A 15,155-nucleotide genomic window follows, 5' to 3' on the forward strand; every position below is an offset into this window, starting at 1 on the left:
GGGCGTTATTCCCCGGCGTGGAAGTCGATGGCCACCGAGTTGATGCAGTAGCGCAGGCCGGTGGTGTCCGGCGGGCCGTCGGGAAAGACGTGTCCCAGGTGGGCATCGCAGCGGGCGCAGACCACCTCGGTGCGCAGCATGCCGTGGGAGCTGTCCTGGCGCTCCTCGAGGCTATGCTGGCCGAGCGGCCTGTCGAAGCTCGGCCAGCCGCAGCCGGCGTCGAACTTGTGCTCGTTCTCGAACAGCGGGGCGTTGCAGCAGACGCAGTGGTAGATGCCGTGCTCGTCGCTGACCCGGTAGTCCCCGCTGAAAGGCGGTTCGGTGCCCTGCTGGCGGGTGACACGGTACTGCTCGGGCGTCAGCTGCTGGCGCCACTCGGCCTCGCTCTTCTCGATCTTGGTTCGCATAGCCTCTCTCCTCGTCGTCGGGGCCTGTGAGGTCCTCTCATTGTGGCACCCCGCGGCAGGAATGTGACCGGCAACGGCCGCCCGGGGATCACGCCGGCTCAACGCTGAGCGCTCGCCGGAGCGAGCGCTCGGGAGGGGCCGCGGGCCTAGACGTTGAAGCGGAAGTGGATCACGTCGCCGTCCTGGACGATGTACTCCTTGCCCTCCAGGCGCCACTTGCCGGCATCCTTGGCGCCCTGCTCGCCGCCCAGGCTCACGAAGTCGTCGTAGGCGATCACCTCGGCGCGGATGAAGCCCTTCTGGAAGTCGGTGTGGATCACGCCGGCGGCCTCGGGGGCGGTGGCGCCCACCTTGACGGTCCAGGCGCGCACCTCCTTCACTCCGGCGGTGAAGTAGGTCTGCAGGCCGAGCAGGGCGTAGCCGGCGCGGATCACCCGATCGAGGCCCGGCTCCTCCATGCCCATCTCGTCGAGGAACATGGCGCGCTCCTCGTCATCGAGCTCGGCGATCTCCGCCTCGAGCTGGTTGCACACCGGCACCACCACGGCGCCCTCGGCCTCGGCGATCTCGCGCACCACGTCCAGATAGGGGTTGGCCTCGAAGCCGTCCTCGTTGACGTTGGCGATGTACATGGTGGGCTTCAGGGTCAGGAAGCCGAAGCCCTTGAGCTGCTTCTTGTCGTCCTCGTCGAGGCCGAAGCTGCGCAGTGGCATCCCCTCGGCCAGGTGGGGTTGGATGCGCTCGAGGATCGCCTTGGTGGCGATGGCCTCCTTGTCGCCGCCCTTGGCGACTCGCACCAGGCGCTGGATGGCACGCTCCACGGTGTCCAGGTCGGCCAGCGCCAGCTCCATGTTGATGATCTCGATGTCGGCGCGCGGGTCGACCTGGTTGGCGACATGGATCACGTTGTCGTTGTCGAAGCAGCGCACCACGTGGGCGATGGCCTGGGTCTCGCGGATGTTGGCCAGGAACTTGTTGCCGAGCCCCTCGCCCTTGGAGGCGCCCGCCACCAGCCCGGCGATGTCGACGAACTCCATGGTGGTGGGCAGCACCTTCTGCGGCTTGACGATCTCGGCGAGCCGGTCGAGGCGCGGGTCGGGCATCGGCACGATGCCGACGTTGGGCTCGATGGTGCAGAAGGGGAAGTTCTCGGCGTCGATGCCGGACTTGGTGAGGGCATTGAAGAGGGTCGACTTGCCGACGTTGGGCAGGCCGACGATACCGCAGTTGAAACCCATGGGATCGTCCTGGAAAGCGTGTTCGCGATTGGAAGGTGGCGTCTATTCTACGCGGGCGAAGCGTGTTTGAAACGTTAGGCGCTCTTGAAACTGTGCAGCCGGTTCATGGCCTTGACCCAGTCGCCGGCGAGCGCCTGGGGCAGGGTGGCCAGGCACTCGTCGATGGCGGCCTCGATGGCGCCATGCTCGGCCTTGCCGGGGCGCCCCAGCACGAAGTGGGTCACCTGTTTCGCATCGCCCGGGTGGCCGATGCCGAGGCGCAGGCGGTGGAAGCCGCGCTCGTTGCCCAGGGCGCTGATGATGTCGCGCAGCCCGTTGTGGCCGCCGTGGCCGCCGCCGGTCTTGTAGCGGGCGGTGCCGGGGGGGATGTCCAGCTCGTCGTGGGCCACCAGCAGCTCGTCCGGGGCGATCTTGTAGAACTGGCAGAGGGCCGCCACGGCGCCACCGCTGCGGTTCATGAAGGTCGTGGGGTTGAGCAGGTGGAGGTCGTAGCCCTCGAACTGCACCCGGGCATGGAGCCCGAGGAACTTGCGGTCGGGGCGCAGCTCGGCCCCCGCGCGGCGGGCCACCGCCTCCACCAGCCAGGCGCCGGCATTGTGGCGGGTGGCCTCATAGTCGGCGCCGGGGTTGCCCAGCCCGATGATCGCTCTGACCTGACTCATGGGTTGCCTCCAAAAAAAATCAAGCGCCGGGGCGCTTGATCGTAACCGGAAGGGGCCGTGCTTGGCACGGCCCCGGACGGTCGGATGGAGCGGTGAGGATTACTCCTCGCCCTGCTCGCCTTCCTCGCCTTCACCGGCTTCCTCGCCACCGCGGACCTTGGCCTTGGTGATGCTGAGGATCGCCTGGTTGTGGTCTTCGCCGTGGGTCAGCTCGACCAGGGTCACGCCGGCCGGCAGGACCAGGTCGGTCAGGTGCAGGGTGGAGCCCAGCTCGACGTCGGCGATGTTCACTTCCAGGAAGTCCGGCAGGTCCTTCGGCAGGCAGCTGATCTGGACTTCGTTGGCCAGCACGTGCAGCTCGCCGCCGTTGTCCTTGATGGCCTTGGACTTCTCTTCGCCCACCACGTGCAGCGGCACGTTGATGGTGATCTCGTGGGTGGCGTCCACGCGCAGGAAGTCGGCGTGGGTGATCAGCGGCTTGAAGGGGTGACGCTGCATGTCACGCACCACGACCTGCTCGCTCTTGCCGTCGATGACCAGGTTGATCACGGAGGAGAAGAAGGACTCGCTCTCGGCGGCCTTGTAGAAGGCGGATTTCTCGACGGAGATCGGCTGGGGCGCCTTCTCACCACCGTAGACGATGGCCGGCACCTGGAGGTTCGCACGACGCAGGCGGCGGCTCGCACCTTTCCCCAGGTCGTTACGAACGCTGGCGTTAAGGGTAAAATCAGACATGGTATTGCCTCTTCAGTGAAGTAAGGAAGGCGCCGCGGCCCGCGACCTGACCGTGACGCTTCCAGTTGCCCCGCAGGGCGCTTTCCGGCGCGGTTCCCGAGGCGGGCCTCAGTGGAACATGGCGCTGACGGATTCCTCGTTGCTCACCCGACGGATCGCCTCGGCGATCAGCCCGGCCACGCTGAGCTGGCGGATATGGCCACAGCGGCGTGCGTTGTCGGAGAGCGGAATGGTATCGGTGACCACCACCTCGTCGAGCACCGAGCCGACGATGTTGTCGACCGCAGGCCCCGAGAGGATGGGGTGAGTGGCGTAGGCCACCACGCGCTGGGCGCCGTGGTCCTTGAGGGCCTCGCCGGCCTTGCACAGGGTGCCGGCGGTGTCGATCATGTCGTCGACCACCACGCAGTTGCGCCCCTCGATCTCGCCGATGATGTGCATCACCTGGGCCTGGTTGGCGGAGGGGCGACGCTTGTCGATGATGGCGAGATCGGCGTTGAGCTGCTTGGCGATGGCGCGTGCGCGCACCACGCCGCCCACGTCGGGGGAGACCACCACCAGGTTCTCGTAGTTCTGGCGCTCGATGTCGTCGAGCAGGATCGGCGAGCCGTAGACGTTGTCCACCGGCACGTCGAAGAAGCCCTGGATCTGGTCGGCGTGCAGGTCCATGGTCATCACCCGGTCGACGCCGGCCTTGACCAGCATGTCGGCGACGATCTTGGCGGAGATGGGCACGCGGGCGGAGCGCACGCGACGATCCTGACGGGCGTAGCCGAAGTAGGGCACCACGGCGGTGATGCGGTGGGCCGAGGCGCGACGCAGGGCGTCCACCATCAGCACCAGCTCCATCAGGTTGTCATTGGTCGGTGCACAGGTGGACTGGAGGACGAAGACGTCCTTGCCGCGCACGTTCTCGTTGATCTCGACCGCGATCTCGCCGTCGCTGAACTGACCGACCGTGGCGTTGCCCATGCGGGTGTCCAGACTCTCGGCGATCTTCCGGGCGAGTTCGGGATTGGCGTTCCCGGCGAAAACCATCAATTTTGACACGCGCAGCCACCTATGCAGGGTTGGGTCATCAGGAGTCGAGTTCCACAGCGTCATGGCCCAGGACGTCGTGCTCCAGAACATCATGGAGAGGGGAGCGGTTCAGGCCGCGGGCCTTGAAGGCCGGCCAGCGTCCGGCGATCTCGGCCAGCAGCCGGTCGGCCTCGGCCTCGCTGGCCAGACTGGCGAAGATGCAGGCGCCGGTACCGGTCAGCAGGGCCGGTGCTCGTGCCGATAGCCAGTCGAGCGCCTCCGCCACGGGCGGATAGAGGGCCCTGACCGTGGCCTCGCAGTCGTTGCGCCAGCTCGACGCACCCCCCTGAAGTGCGCGCGCCATGGTAATCGGGGGGGTGTTGCGTGTCAATTCGGGGGCCCCGAACACGGCCGGGGTGGAGATCGCCACGCCGGGATGCACCACCACGAACCAGGGGGTGTCGAGCTCGACGGGGGTGAGGCGCTCGCCGACTCCCTCTCCCCAGGCGGCGTGGCCGCGCACGAACACCGGCACGTCGGCGCCCAAGGCGAGCCCCAGCTCGGCCAGGCGGTCCAGGGTCAGCCCCAGCTGCCACAGGGCATTGAGGCCGAGCAGGGCGGTGGCGGCATCGCTGCTGCCGCCGCCCAGCCCGCCGCCCAGGGGCAGGCGCTTCTCGAGGTGGATCTCGGCGCCCAGCCGGCAGCCGCTCTCGGCCTGCAGTGCTCGGGCGGCGCGCACGATCAGGTTCTCCTCGGCGGACACCCCGGGAATCTCCGGGGTCAGGCGGATCTCGCCATCCTCACGAAGCTGGAAGCGCAGGGTGTCGCCGTGGTCGAGGAACTGGAACAGCGTCTGCAGCTCGTGGTAGCCGTCCGGACGGCGTCCGACGACATGCAGCAGGCGGTTGAGCTTGGCCGGGGCCGGCAGGACGAGGGGCTCGCTCATCGACCTACTCATCGACGACGGGGCGCCAGTCGGTGACCACCAGAGTGACGCGCAGGTCGCCGTAGGTCATCACCAGCCGGCGCGGCAGCCAGAGCTCCTCGGCCAGTGTCCAGTCGCGATAGTCGATCTCCCAGCCATCCTGCTCGAGCCGCTGGGGGAAGCCGAGGTCGTCCTCTTCCAGGCGGTAGTCGCTGTCGGCGCCGGGCAGGCCGCGAACCCAGTCCTGCAGGGCGCCCATCGGCAGCGACCAGCCGAGCTGCTCCTCCATCAGCGCCTCGGGGGTCTCGGCCTCGAAGCGGCCCTCGGAGGTGGTCAGCGAGAAACGCCCCTCGCGGCCCTCCAGGGTGCTGCGCCCGCTGCCGAAGGGGCCGCTGAGCAGCATCCTGTAGTAGTGGGGGTGCTGGCTCCAGTCGAGGTTGGCGCTGGTGCCGTCCTGGGAGGTGCGCAGTCCGACGCGTGCCACCAGGATCCAGGTGTCCAGGGCCTCGGTGCGCTCGGCCTGGGCCTGCCACTGGCCGGCGGCGCGCTGGCCATCCGGGGCGGGCGTGCGGCCGGCACAGCCGGCCAGCAGCAGCAGGGCGAGCAGGGGAATCAGCAGCGTCGTCAGGGAACGTGGCGTCATGGGTGTCTCGTGGCGGTAGTCGGTGAGAGTCGGGCCTTCAGCGGGCCAGCTCAGGGATGCGCCGCAGCAGGTCATCGACCAGCGGGCGCTCGTCGAAGCGCTCGAGGGCCTCGGCCAGGCGCTCGCGGGCCTCGGCGCGCCGCTCCAGGGCCCACAGCACCTCGATCAGGTGGGCGGCGATCTCCTGGTCGGGCATCTGGGCATAGGCGCGCTCGAGCCAGGGCAGGGCGCGCTCGGGGTCGCCCAGGCGATAGTGGACCCAGCCCAGGCTGTCCTTGATGGCGGGGTTGCCGGGGTCGAGTTCGTGGGCGCGCTCGATCATCTCGCGCGCCTCGTCGAGACGCTCGGTGACGTTCATGTCGGCCAGGGTGTAGCCCAGGGCGTTGAGGGCCATGGCGTTGTCCGGGTTGCGCTCGATGATGCGCCCCAGGTCGCGCTCCATCCCCTCTGGATCGCCGGCCTCCCAGGCGCGCATGGCGCGCAGATAGAGCAGCTGCTCGTCGTTGGGGGTGCGGTCGAGCTCGCGGTCGAGCAGGGCGGTGGCCTCGTCGGCGAGCCCCTCGCGCCCCAGCAGCTCCACCTCGAGGCTGACCAGGTCGGCGAAGTGGACCTCGTGGCGCAGCCGCTCGATGCGCAGGAAGGCGCGGGCGTCGAGCAGGCGATCATCCTCGATCAGCATCTCGGCGGCGCGCAGGCGTGCCGCCAGGAACTCGGGGCCCGGTGCCACCTGGCGGTAGTAGAGCAGGGCGTTGTCCACCTCGCCCTCCGCCTCGGCGGTGGTGCCGAGCAGGTAGAAGGCCATGGGCGGGGTGTCGGGCTCGTCCACCAGGGGCAGCAGCAGGCGGCGGGCGGCCTCGGTGGCGCTCTCCTCGAGGTAGAGGCGGGCCAGTGCCAGGCGCAGCTCCGCGTTGCCGGCGTGATCCTCCAGCAGGGCGTCCGTGCTCGCCTCGGCGGCGGCCACGTTGCCCAGGCGCAGCTCGCTCTGGGCCAGCAGCAGGATGAAGCGGGCATCGTCCGGCGAGATGGCCAGCCCCCGCCGTGCCGCCTCGCGGGCGCCGCGGTGGTCGCCGCGCTCCTGGGCCAGGCGCGCCCGGGTCAGCCACAGCGCCGGCAACTCCGGCGCACTCTGGCCCAGCCGTTCCAGGCGGCGCTCGGCGGCGGCGGTGTCGCCGCTGGAGACCTCCAGCAGCGCGGTGGCAAGCTCCGCGTCCTGGCGGGCTGCGCCCTGGGGGGCGCGGGGCAGCCAGGGGCGGAGCAGCGCCAGCAGCGGTGCCGGGTCGGCGTTCTCGCCAAGCGCCGCCTCGACGAAGGCGGTCAGGTCACTCTCGCTGCCGCGCTCGATCAGCGCCAGGCGCTGGCGCAGCGCATCGGGCCAGTCGCCGCGCTGCACCGCCAGGCCCGCGAGCAGCCGCGAGGGCGCCTCGGCGCCGGGGGCCAGCGCCTGCCAGCGGTCGGCGGCCCGGGCCAGTAGTTCTCGGTCGCTGCTGAAGCTGGCGGCCAGGGCGGCGCGCTCGGCCAGGGCCGGGGTGGCGTAGCGCTCGGTGGCCGCCAGATAGCCCAGGGCGGCGCGGCGGTAGTCGCCGCGCTGGCCGGCAAGCTCCGCGGTGAGCAGGCCGGCCAGTCCTTCGGCGTCCAGGCCGCGCTCGATGGGGGGCGCGCCGGCCAGCGGGTCGTCCAGCGGCTCGCCCGCCCCGCCCACGGCCGACAGCGTCTGGCAGCCGGCGAGCAGCATGGCCAGCGCCAGCGGGGCCAGGCGGGCGGAGAGCGGGCGAAGTGACGAGGGAAGAGCGGCAGGCATGGGGTTCTCGCTGGCAGGGCCGAGGGGTCAGCATAACGGCTTGACCGGCGTGGGCAAAGCGCACCACCGTAGGCGGCCAAGCGGGCGACGCTATGGTAGAATCCACGCCCAATGATCAGGACGCCGCCAAGGCCGGCCACCACTAGCAAAGATGCCCGACGGATGACGCTGCTTGCCCTAGGAATCAACCATCGAACCGCCACCGTCGAGGTGCGCGAGCAGGTGGCCTTTACCCCCGCCCAGCTGGAAACGGCGCTCGGCGAGCTGCGCGGTTTGCCCCAGGTCAAGGAAGCAGCGGTTCTCTCGACCTGCAATCGTACCGAGCTCTACTGCGTCACCGAGCCCCAGGGGGAGATGGCGATCCTCGATTGGCTGGGTCGCTTCCATGGCCTGCCGGTGGCGGATCTCTCGACCTGCGCCTATCACTATCTCGATAACGAGGCCGCCCGCCACCTGATGCGGGTGGCGGTGGGCCTCGACTCCATGGTGCTCGGCGAGCCGCAGATCCTCGGCCAGCTCAAGGATGCCTATCAGGCCAGCCGCGAGGCTCGCGGGCTCGGCAAGGAGCTCGAGTGCCTCTTCCAGCACACCTTCGCGGTGGCCAAGCAGGTGCGCACCGAGACCGGTATCGGTCGCAACCCCGTCTCCGTGGCCTATGCGGCGGTCAGCCTGGCCAGCCGCATCTTCGATGACTTCGGTCGCGCCCGGGCCCTGCTGATCGGCGCCGGCGAGACCATCGAGCTGGTGGCGCGCCACCTCTTCGAGGCCGGCGTGCGCCAGATCACCGTGGCCAACCGCACCCGGGAGCGCGCCGAGCTGCTGGCCGGCAGCCTGGGCGGGCGCGCCATCACCCTGGACGCCATTCCCGAGGCGCTGGTGGAGGCCGATATCGTCATCTCCTCCACGGCGGCGCCGCTGCCGATCATCGGCAAGGGCATGGTGGAGCGAGCGCTGAAGGCGCGCCGCCACCGCCCCATCTTCATGGTCGACATCGCCGTGCCCCGGGACATCGAGCCCGAGGTGGGCAGGCTCGCCGACATCTTCCTCTACTCCGTCGATGACCTTCAGGAGGTGATCGAGGAGAACCGCCGCCACCGCCAGGTGGCCGCCGACCAGGCCGAATCGCTGATCGAGCACGGGGTCGGCGCCTGGCTCCACGAGCGGCGCATCCGCGGCGGCGGCGAGCTGATCCACGACTTCCGCTCCCGGGGCGAGGCGCTGCGCGACCGCTCCCTGGAGCAGGCCCTGATGCGGCTTGGCCGCGGCGAGGACCCCGAGGCGGTGGTGCGCCGCCTGGCGCACCAGCTCACCAACCGGTTGCTGCACAGCCCCACCGTGGCGCTGCGCGAGGCCGCCTCCGCCGAACGTCACGACCTGCTCGAGGCCGCCGGCGCCCTGCTGCTCGGCGCCGCCCCCGACAAGACCCGATAGGACAACCCATGAAAGCTTCCCTGCGTCAGCGCCTCGACGCCTTCGGCGAGCGCTTCGAGGAGCTCGCCGCCCTGCTGGCGGAGCCCGAGGTGATCGGCGACCAACCCCGCTTCCGAGACTATTCCCGCGAGTACGCCGAGCTCGAGCCCCTGGTGGAGGCCTGGCGCGAGTTCCGCGGCGTGGAGGGCGATATCGCCGACGCCGAGCAGCTCGCCGGTGACAGCGACCCGGAGATGCGCGAGCTGGCCGAGCTGGAACTGGCCGAGGGGCGCGACAGGCTTGCGGCCATGGAGGTGCGCCTCAAGCAGCTGCTGGTGCCGAAGGATCCCGACGACGGTCGCAGCGTCTTCCTGGAGGTGCGCGCCGGCACCGGCGGCGACGAGGCGGCGCTGTTTGCCGGTGACCTCTTTCGCATGTACTCCCGCTACGCCGAGCAGCACGGCTGGAAGGTCGAGGTGGTGAGCGCCAGCCACGGCGAGCAGGGCGGCTACAAGGAGATCATCTCGCGCATCAAGGGCGAGGGGGTCTACGCGCGGCTCAAGTTCGAGTCCGGCGCCCACCGGGTGCAGCGGGTCCCGGCCACCGAGTCCCAGGGGCGCATCCATACCTCCGCCTGCACCGTGGCGGTGATGCCCGAGGCCGATGCGGTGGGCGATATCGACATCAACCCCGCCGACCTGCGGGTCGACACCTTCCGCTCCAGCGGCGCCGGCGGCCAGCACGTCAACACCACCGACTCCGCGATACGCATCACCCACCTGCCCAGCGGCGTGGTGGTGGAGTGCCAGGAGGAGCGCAGCCAGCACAAGAACCGCGCCAAGGCGATGTCGCTGCTCGCCGCGCGCCTCAAGCAGAGCGCCGTTGAGTCGCGCCGCCAGGCCCAGGCCGACGAGCGCAAGAGCCTGGTGGGCTCCGGCGATCGCAGCGAGCGCATCCGCACCTACAACTTCCCCCAGGGGCGGGTCACCGACCACCGCATCAACCTGACCCTCTACAAGCTGGCCGAGGTGATCGGCGGCGAGCAGCTCGACGAGGTGATCGAGCCGCTGATCCACGAGTACCAGGCGGAGCAGCTCGCCGCCCTGCAGCAGGAGAGCTGATGCGCCTCGATGCCCTGCTGGTGGCGTCGGCGGCGCGCCTGGCGGCGGCCGGCTCGCCCACCCCGCGCCTCGACGCCGAGGTGCTGCTCTGCCACCTGCTCGAGGTCGATCGCACCTGGCTCTACACCTGGGGGGATCGCGAGGCGGACCCCGCCACGGCCGAGCGCTTCGCCGCCCTGCTGGCGCGCCGCGAGGCGGGGGAGCCGGTGGCCTACCTCACCGGAGAACGGGAGTTCTGGGGGTTGCGCCTGGCCACCGAGCCGAGCACCCTGATCCCGCGCCCCGATACCGAGATCCTGGTCGAGGCCGCCCTGGAGAAGGCGGGCGCGGCCGGCGGGCGCCTGCTGGATCTCGGCACCGGCACCGGCGCCATCGCGCTCGCCTTCGCCAGCGAGCGGCCGGGCTGGCGGGTGCTGGGGGTGGACCTGCGCCCCGAGGCGGTGGCGCTCGCCCGCCGCAACGCCGCGCGGCTCGCCATCGCCAACGCCGCCTTTCGTCACAGCGACTGGTTCAGCGCCCTGGCCCCCGCGGAGGGCGAGAGTGCCGAGCGCTTCGACCTGATCGTCTCCAATCCCCCCTATCTCGCCGACGACGACCCGCACCTGGCCCGTGGTGACGTGCGCTTCGAACCGGCAAGCGCCCTCGTGGCCGGCGACGGCGGCCTGGCCGACCTCCATCACCTGGTGCGCACGGCCCGGGAGCACCTGGCCGTGGCGGGCTGGCTGATGCTCGAGCACGGCGCCGAGCAGGGCGGGGCGGTGCGCCAGGCCATGATCGATGCCGGCTATGACGAGGTGGCGACCCGCTGCGACCTGGCCGGCCTCGAGCGGGTCAGCCTGGGGCGCTGGCCGGGGCGTTGAGGGTTCAACTGGCGGTGATCGGCGGCGGTGTGGTACACCTTGATCAGAAAATAACACCTAAAGCCGCCGTGATTTCATGCCTGAAGACCACAATGCCGCTCTCCTGGCGGTGGTTTTCAGTCCGATCGACCGTCGCGCCGGCACGTTCTGCCACTCCCGAGACCGAGCAGCCGCCACCCCCATGAAAGCCAAGTCCCGTGCCCTCGACCGCATCGACCTCAAGATCCTGCGCTGCCTGCAGGAGAACGCCCGCATCTCCTACGTCGACCTCGCCGCCCAGGTGGGGCTCTCCACCACGCCCTGTCTCGAACGGGTCAAGCGCCTGGAGCGCGCGGGCGTGATCCGCGGCTACAAGGCGGTGCTCGACCCCCGGGCGCTCAAGGCCAACCTGCTGGTGTTCGTGGAGATCAGCCTGGAGACCCAGTCGCCGGCGGTGTTCGACGAGTTCCGTCGCGCCGTGGCCAAGCTGCCGCAGATTCAGGAGTGCCACCTGGTCTCCGGGCAGTTCGACTATATCCTGAAGTGCCGCATCCCCGAGATGGCCGCCTACCGACAGCTGCTCGGCGACGTGGTACTGACCCTGCCGGGGGTCAAGGAGTCCAAGAGCTATGTAGTGATGGAGGAGGTGAAGGAGGAGTTCGCCCTCCACGTGCCCGACATCGAGGAGTTCGAGGACAAGTGACCATGCACGACGCCGACCTGCTGCGCTACAGCCGCCAGATCATGCTGGCCCAGATCGACATCGAGGGGCAGGAGCGGCTGCTGGCCGGCCGGGCCCTGGTGGTGGGCGCCGGCGGGCTCGGCTCCCCGGTGGCCCTCTACCTGGCCGCTGCCGGGGTGGGGCGGCTGACGCTGGCCGATGCCGACGCGGTGGAACTCTCCAACCTGCAGCGCCAGATCGCCCACGGCGAGGCGGACCTGGGACGCAACAAGGCCGAGTCCGCCCGGGACTCGGCGCGGGCCTTGAACCCCGGCTGTGCGATCGAGACCCTGACCGCTCATCTCGAGGGCGAGGCCATGGCCGCGGCGGTGGCCGAGGCCGACGTGGTGCTCGACTGCACCGATCGCTTCTCCAGCCGCTACGCCATCAACGCCGCCTGCCGCGCGGCCGGCGTGCTGCTGGTCTCCGGGGCGGCGATCCGCTTCTCGGGGCAGCTGGCGGTGTTCGACCCCCGCGATCCCGACGGCCCCTGCTACGCCTGCCTCTACCCCCCGGACGATCGCGGCGACGAGGCGCTCTCCTGCGCCGAGAGCGGCGTGGTGGCCCCTCTGGTGGGGCTGATCGGCAGCTTCCAGGCGCTGGAGGCGATCAAGCTGCTCAGCGGGGCCGGCACCCCCCACCGCGGGCTCTCTACCTTCGACGGTCTCACCGGCCAGTGGCGCCACTTCAAGGTGCCCCGGGATCCCGCCTGCCCGGTCTGCGGTGGCTGAGGCCTGGCGGCTGCTGGTCGTCATTTCTTGACGCCTGTGACGTCGCGGATGGGATCTGACGGCCAGGATGGCGGGCTTTCGGTGACTCTTGCCCGGCGGTCAGGCGTGGCGTTGTTGTTGAATACTTGACAATCTCGCGGCGGCTGATGTCAAACTGTTCCAAGAGAAGAGCCGCACGGCCCTCCATCCCACAACAACGAGCGCACTGCGCATGACCGCATCGGCGACCCCCCCTTCCAGCCTCGATCGGCGTCCCGCTTCCTGGTACCGCGACTCCATCGCCGTCGACCTAGGCCCCTGCCCCCCGCTGGCGGGGGAGGTGCGTGCCGACGTCTGTGTGATCGGAGGCGGGATCACCGGCTGCTCGGCGGCGCTGCACCTGGCCGAGCGGGGCTATTCGGTGGTGCTGCTGGAGGCCAGCGAGATCGGCTTCGGTGCCTCCGGGCGCAGCGGTGGCCAGATCCTGCCGGGGCTCGGCACCGACATCGCCACCGTGGAGCGGGCGCTGGGCCTCGGCGCCGCCCGTGACATCTGGGCCATGAGCCGCGAGGCGGTGGCGCTCACCGCCGAGCTCGTCGAGCGCCATGCCATCCCCTGCGATCTCGCCTGGGGCTACCTGCACGCCGCGGTGAAGCCGCGCCACGTGCGCGAGCTCAAGGCCTTCCGCGACCGCCTGGCCCGCGACTACGGCTACGAGGCGCTGACCTGGCTCGAGGGCGAGGCCCTGCGCGAGCGGGTGGTCAGCGATGTCTATCCCGGCGCCCTCCACGAGAGCGAGGCGGGGCACCTGCACCCGCTCAACTACACCCTGGGGCTGGCCCGCGCCGCCCGCCTCGCCGGCGCGGTGCTCCACGAGGGCAGCCCGGCCCTGGCGATCGAGCGCGGCATCCCCCACCGGGTGGTTACGCCCGGTGGCAGCGTCACCGCCGACATCGTGGTGCTGGGCACCAATGCCTTCCGGCACCGCCTGGTGCCGGAGCTCGCGGGCCGGGTGATGCGCGCCGCCAACTACCTCATCGCCACCGAGCCCCTCGGCGCCGAACGCGCCGCCCGGGTGCTGCCGAAGAACGATGCCCTCTCGGACGCCAACTTCGTGCTCGACTACTATCGTCTCTCCGCCGACCGGCGGCTGATCTACGGCGGCGAGGTGAGCTATACCGGGCGTGAGCCCAGGGGTCTTCAGGCGCGCATGGACGCCAAGATCGCCCGGCTCTTCCCGGTGCTGCGTGGCGTCGCGATCGACTACCGCTGGGGCGGCGAGGTGGCCATCACCCTCAACCGGGCGCCGGACTTCGGCCGCATCGGCCAGACGCTCTACTATGCCCAGGGCTACTCCGGCCACGGCATGGCGCTGGCGGGGCTGGCCGGCAAGCTGATGGCGGAGGCGGTGGCCGGCCAGTGCGAGCGCTTCGACGCCTTCGCCGCCATGCCCCACCGGCGCTTTCCCGGCGGAGAGCGGCTGCGCACGCCGCTGCTGGTGCTGGCCACCGCCTTCTACAAGCTGCGCGATCGACTATGACGAGCGCCCGGGCCCCGGGCGACTGACGAGGTTCCCATGAAAGACCTGGAAAGCTGGCTGAAGGAGCGACGCATCACCGAGGTGGAGTGCCTGGTGACGGATATCACCGGCATCGCCCGCGGCAAGATCACCCCGGTATCGAAGTTCGTGGCCGAGAAGGGTATGCGCCTGCCGGAGAGCGTGCTGCTGCAGTCGGTGACCGGCGACTACGTCGAGGACGACATCTACTACTCGCTGCTCGACCCCGCCGATATCGACATGGTCTGCAAGCCTGATGCGGGGGCGGCCTACCCGGTCCCCTGGGCGCTCGAGCCCACTGCTCAGGTGATCCACGACTGCTTCGACAAGATGGGCAATCCCATCGAGCTCTCCGCCCGCAACCAGCTCAAGCGCGTGCTGGCGCTCTACGCCGAGCAGGGCTGGCGCCCCATCGTGGCCCCCGAGATGGAGTTCTACCTCACCAAGCGCTGCGAGGACCCCGACCTCCCGCTGCAGCCGCCCATCGGCCGCAGCGGCCGCCAGGAGACCGGCCGCCAGTCCTTCTCCATCGACGCCGCCAACGAGTTCGACCCGCTCTTCGAGGACATGTACGACTGGTGCGAGGCCCAGGGGCTGGATATCGACACCCTGATCCACGAGGAGGGCACCGCCCAGATGGAGATCAACTTCCGTCACGGCGACCCGCTGACCCTGGCCGACCAGGTCTTCCTGTTCAAGCGCACCATGCGCGAGGCGGCGCTCAAGCACGACGTGGCCGCCACCTTCATGGCCAAGCCGGTGACCAATGAGCCGGGCAGCGCCATGCACATCCATCAGAGCGTGCTGGACGCGAAGAGCGGCAAGAGCGTCTTCTCCAACGCCGACGGCACCATGAGCCAGCTCTTCCTGCACCATATCGGCGGGCTGCAGAAGTTCATTCCCGAGGCGCTGCCGCTGATGGCCCCCAACGTCAACTCCTTCCGCCGCTTCCTGCCCGACACCTCGGCGCCGGTCAACGTGGAGTGGGGGGAGGAGAACCGCACCTGCGGCCTGCGGGTGCCCGACTCCAGCCCCCAGAACCGCCGGGTCGAGAACCGCCTGCCGGGGGCCGACGCCAACGCCTACCTGGCCATCGCGGCGTCCCTGCTGTGCGGCTACCTGGGGATGATCCAGAAGCTCAACCCCTCGGCCCCGGTGCAGGGGCGCGCCTTCGAGCGCCGCAACCTGCGCCTGCCCTTCACCCTGGAGCAGGCGCTGGAGCGCATGGAGCACTGCGCCGAGCTCGAGACCTACATGGGCAGCAAGTTCGTGACCGGCTTCGTGGCGGTCAAGCGGGTGGAGAACGAGAACTTCAAGCGCGTGATCAGCTCCTGGGAGCGGGAATTCCTGCTGCTGAGTGTCTGATGC

Annotated in this window: 15 protein-coding genes; 7 read left to right on the forward strand and 8 right to left on the reverse strand. The window is 70.1% G+C overall.

All coding sequences use genetic code 11. From position 1 onward, the window contains the following. Nucleotides 1-5: 5 nt before the first annotated feature. The 8 genes from msrB to D1793_RS02605 all read right to left on the reverse strand — a co-directional run bounded on the left by msrB (nt 6) and on the right by D1793_RS02605 (nt 7,428). A complete protein-coding gene (gene msrB / locus D1793_RS02570; protein WP_119020746.1) occupies nt 6-407 on the reverse strand; it encodes a peptide-methionine (R)-S-oxide reductase MsrB in 402 nt (133 codons plus the stop codon). A gap of 146 nt (nt 408-553) precedes the next feature. Further along, nucleotides 554-1,645: a redox-regulated ATPase YchF gene (gene ychF, locus D1793_RS02575; protein ID WP_119020747.1), complete on the reverse strand. Its 1,092-nt coding sequence runs from the start codon at nt 1,643-1,645 to the stop codon at nt 554-556. 74 nt (nt 1,646-1,719) lie between these two features. Beyond that, nucleotides 1,720-2,307, reverse strand: coding sequence for an aminoacyl-tRNA hydrolase (gene pth, locus D1793_RS02580; RefSeq protein WP_119020748.1), 588 nt, complete (start codon nt 2,305-2,307; stop codon nt 1,720-1,722). 99 nt (nt 2,308-2,406) lie between these two features. Continuing rightward, nucleotides 2,407-3,042, reverse strand: a complete 636-nt coding sequence (locus D1793_RS02585) for a 50S ribosomal protein L25/general stress protein Ctc (protein WP_119020749.1) — start codon at nt 3,040-3,042, stop codon at nt 2,407-2,409. Between the two features lie 108 nt (nt 3,043-3,150). Beyond that, nucleotides 3,151-4,092 carry a ribose-phosphate pyrophosphokinase gene (locus D1793_RS02590; RefSeq protein WP_169957852.1) on the reverse strand — a complete coding sequence of 314 codons (942 nt, stop codon included), beginning with the start codon at nt 4,090-4,092 and terminating at the stop codon, nt 3,151-3,153. 28 nt (nt 4,093-4,120) lie between these two features. Continuing rightward, nucleotides 4,121-5,008, reverse strand: a complete 888-nt coding sequence (ispE, locus tag D1793_RS02595; protein WP_119020751.1) for a 4-(cytidine 5'-diphospho)-2-C-methyl-D-erythritol kinase — start codon at nt 5,006-5,008, stop codon at nt 4,121-4,123. A 4-nt stretch (nt 5,009-5,012) separates the two neighbouring features. Next, entirely contained in the window at nt 5,013-5,630 is a 618-nt protein-coding gene (gene lolB, locus D1793_RS02600; protein ID WP_119020752.1) for a lipoprotein insertase outer membrane protein LolB, read from the reverse strand. A gap of 37 nt (nt 5,631-5,667) precedes the next feature. Beyond that, on the reverse strand, nt 5,668-7,428 hold the full coding sequence (locus D1793_RS02605) for a tetratricopeptide repeat protein (RefSeq protein ID WP_119020753.1): 1,761 nt from the start codon (nt 7,426-7,428) through the stop codon (nt 5,668-5,670). A 162-nt stretch (nt 7,429-7,590) separates the two neighbouring features. Between D1793_RS02605 and hemA the strand changes: the two genes are divergently transcribed. From hemA to D1793_RS02640, 7 genes are all read left to right on the forward strand, one after another. After that, nucleotides 7,591-8,859 (forward strand): glutamyl-tRNA reductase, encoded by a 1,269-nt coding sequence (hemA, locus tag D1793_RS02610; RefSeq protein ID WP_119020754.1) that lies wholly within the window; start codon nt 7,591-7,593, stop codon nt 8,857-8,859. Nucleotides 8,860-8,867: 8 nt separating this feature from the next. Beyond that, complete coding sequence (gene prfA, locus D1793_RS02615) at nt 8,868-9,959, forward strand: peptide chain release factor 1 (protein ID WP_119020755.1); 1,092 nt, start codon at nt 8,868-8,870, stop codon at nt 9,957-9,959. After that, a complete protein-coding gene (gene prmC / locus D1793_RS02620) occupies nt 9,959-10,819 on the forward strand; it encodes a peptide chain release factor N(5)-glutamine methyltransferase (protein ID WP_119020756.1) in 861 nt (286 codons plus the stop codon). The genes prfA and prmC overlap by 1 nt, the downstream gene beginning before the upstream one ends. Before the next feature lie 181 nt (nt 10,820-11,000). Beyond that, nucleotides 11,001-11,501, forward strand: a complete 501-nt coding sequence (locus D1793_RS02625; protein ID WP_119020757.1) for an Lrp/AsnC ligand binding domain-containing protein — start codon at nt 11,001-11,003, stop codon at nt 11,499-11,501. Between the two features lie 2 nt (nt 11,502-11,503). Next, entirely contained in the window at nt 11,504-12,250 is a 747-nt protein-coding gene (gene moeB / locus D1793_RS02630) for a molybdopterin-synthase adenylyltransferase MoeB (RefSeq protein ID WP_119020758.1), read from the forward strand. Between the two features lie 211 nt (nt 12,251-12,461). Beyond that, nucleotides 12,462-13,769, forward strand: a complete 1,308-nt coding sequence (locus tag D1793_RS02635; protein ID WP_119020759.1) for an FAD-binding oxidoreductase — start codon at nt 12,462-12,464, stop codon at nt 13,767-13,769. Nucleotides 13,770-13,805: 36 nt separating this feature from the next. After that, entirely contained in the window at nt 13,806-15,152 is a 1,347-nt protein-coding gene (locus tag D1793_RS02640) for a glutamine synthetase family protein (RefSeq protein ID WP_119020760.1), read from the forward strand. The last annotated feature ends 3 nt before the right edge of the window (nt 15,153-15,155 follow it).

Origin of the sequence: Halomonas sp. JS92-SW72 (assembly GCF_003547075.1) — a bacterium.
GTDB classification, from domain to species: Bacteria; Pseudomonadota; Gammaproteobacteria; order Pseudomonadales; family Halomonadaceae; genus Halomonas; species Halomonas alkalicola.

What these genes read in the sequence shown, in the direction of transcription:
- D1793_RS02635 (WP_119020759.1), top strand. Translation starts at nt 12,462, where the DNA reads ATGACCGCATCGGCGACCCCCCCTTCCAGCCTCGATCGGCGTCCCGCT.
- prfA (WP_119020755.1), top strand. Translation starts at nt 8,868, where the DNA reads ATGAAAGCTTCCCTGCGTCAGCGCCTCGACGCCTTCGGCGAGCGCTTC.
- ispE (WP_119020751.1), bottom strand. Translation starts at nt 5,008, where the DNA reads ATGAGCGAGCCCCTCGTCCTGCCGGCCCCGGCCAAGCTCAACCGCCTG.
- msrB (WP_119020746.1), bottom strand. Translation starts at nt 407, where the DNA reads ATGCGAACCAAGATCGAGAAGAGCGAGGCCGAGTGGCGCCAGCAGCTG.
- hemA (WP_119020754.1), top strand. Translation starts at nt 7,591, where the DNA reads ATGACGCTGCTTGCCCTAGGAATCAACCATCGAACCGCCACCGTCGAG.
- D1793_RS02605 (WP_119020753.1), bottom strand. Translation starts at nt 7,428, where the DNA reads ATGCCTGCCGCTCTTCCCTCGTCACTTCGCCCGCTCTCCGCCCGCCTG.
- D1793_RS02640 (WP_119020760.1), top strand. Translation starts at nt 13,806, where the DNA reads ATGAAAGACCTGGAAAGCTGGCTGAAGGAGCGACGCATCACCGAGGTG.
- ychF (WP_119020747.1), bottom strand. Translation starts at nt 1,645, where the DNA reads ATGGGTTTCAACTGCGGTATCGTCGGCCTGCCCAACGTCGGCAAGTCG.
- lolB (WP_119020752.1), bottom strand. Translation starts at nt 5,630, where the DNA reads ATGACGCCACGTTCCCTGACGACGCTGCTGATTCCCCTGCTCGCCCTG.
- pth (WP_119020748.1), bottom strand. Translation starts at nt 2,307, where the DNA reads ATGAGTCAGGTCAGAGCGATCATCGGGCTGGGCAACCCCGGCGCCGAC.
- D1793_RS02585 (WP_119020749.1), bottom strand. Translation starts at nt 3,042, where the DNA reads ATGTCTGATTTTACCCTTAACGCCAGCGTTCGTAACGACCTGGGGAAA.
- D1793_RS02625 (WP_119020757.1), top strand. Translation starts at nt 11,001, where the DNA reads ATGAAAGCCAAGTCCCGTGCCCTCGACCGCATCGACCTCAAGATCCTG.
- prmC (WP_119020756.1), top strand. Translation starts at nt 9,959, where the DNA reads ATGCGCCTCGATGCCCTGCTGGTGGCGTCGGCGGCGCGCCTGGCGGCG.
- moeB (WP_119020758.1), top strand. Translation starts at nt 11,504, where the DNA reads ATGCACGACGCCGACCTGCTGCGCTACAGCCGCCAGATCATGCTGGCC.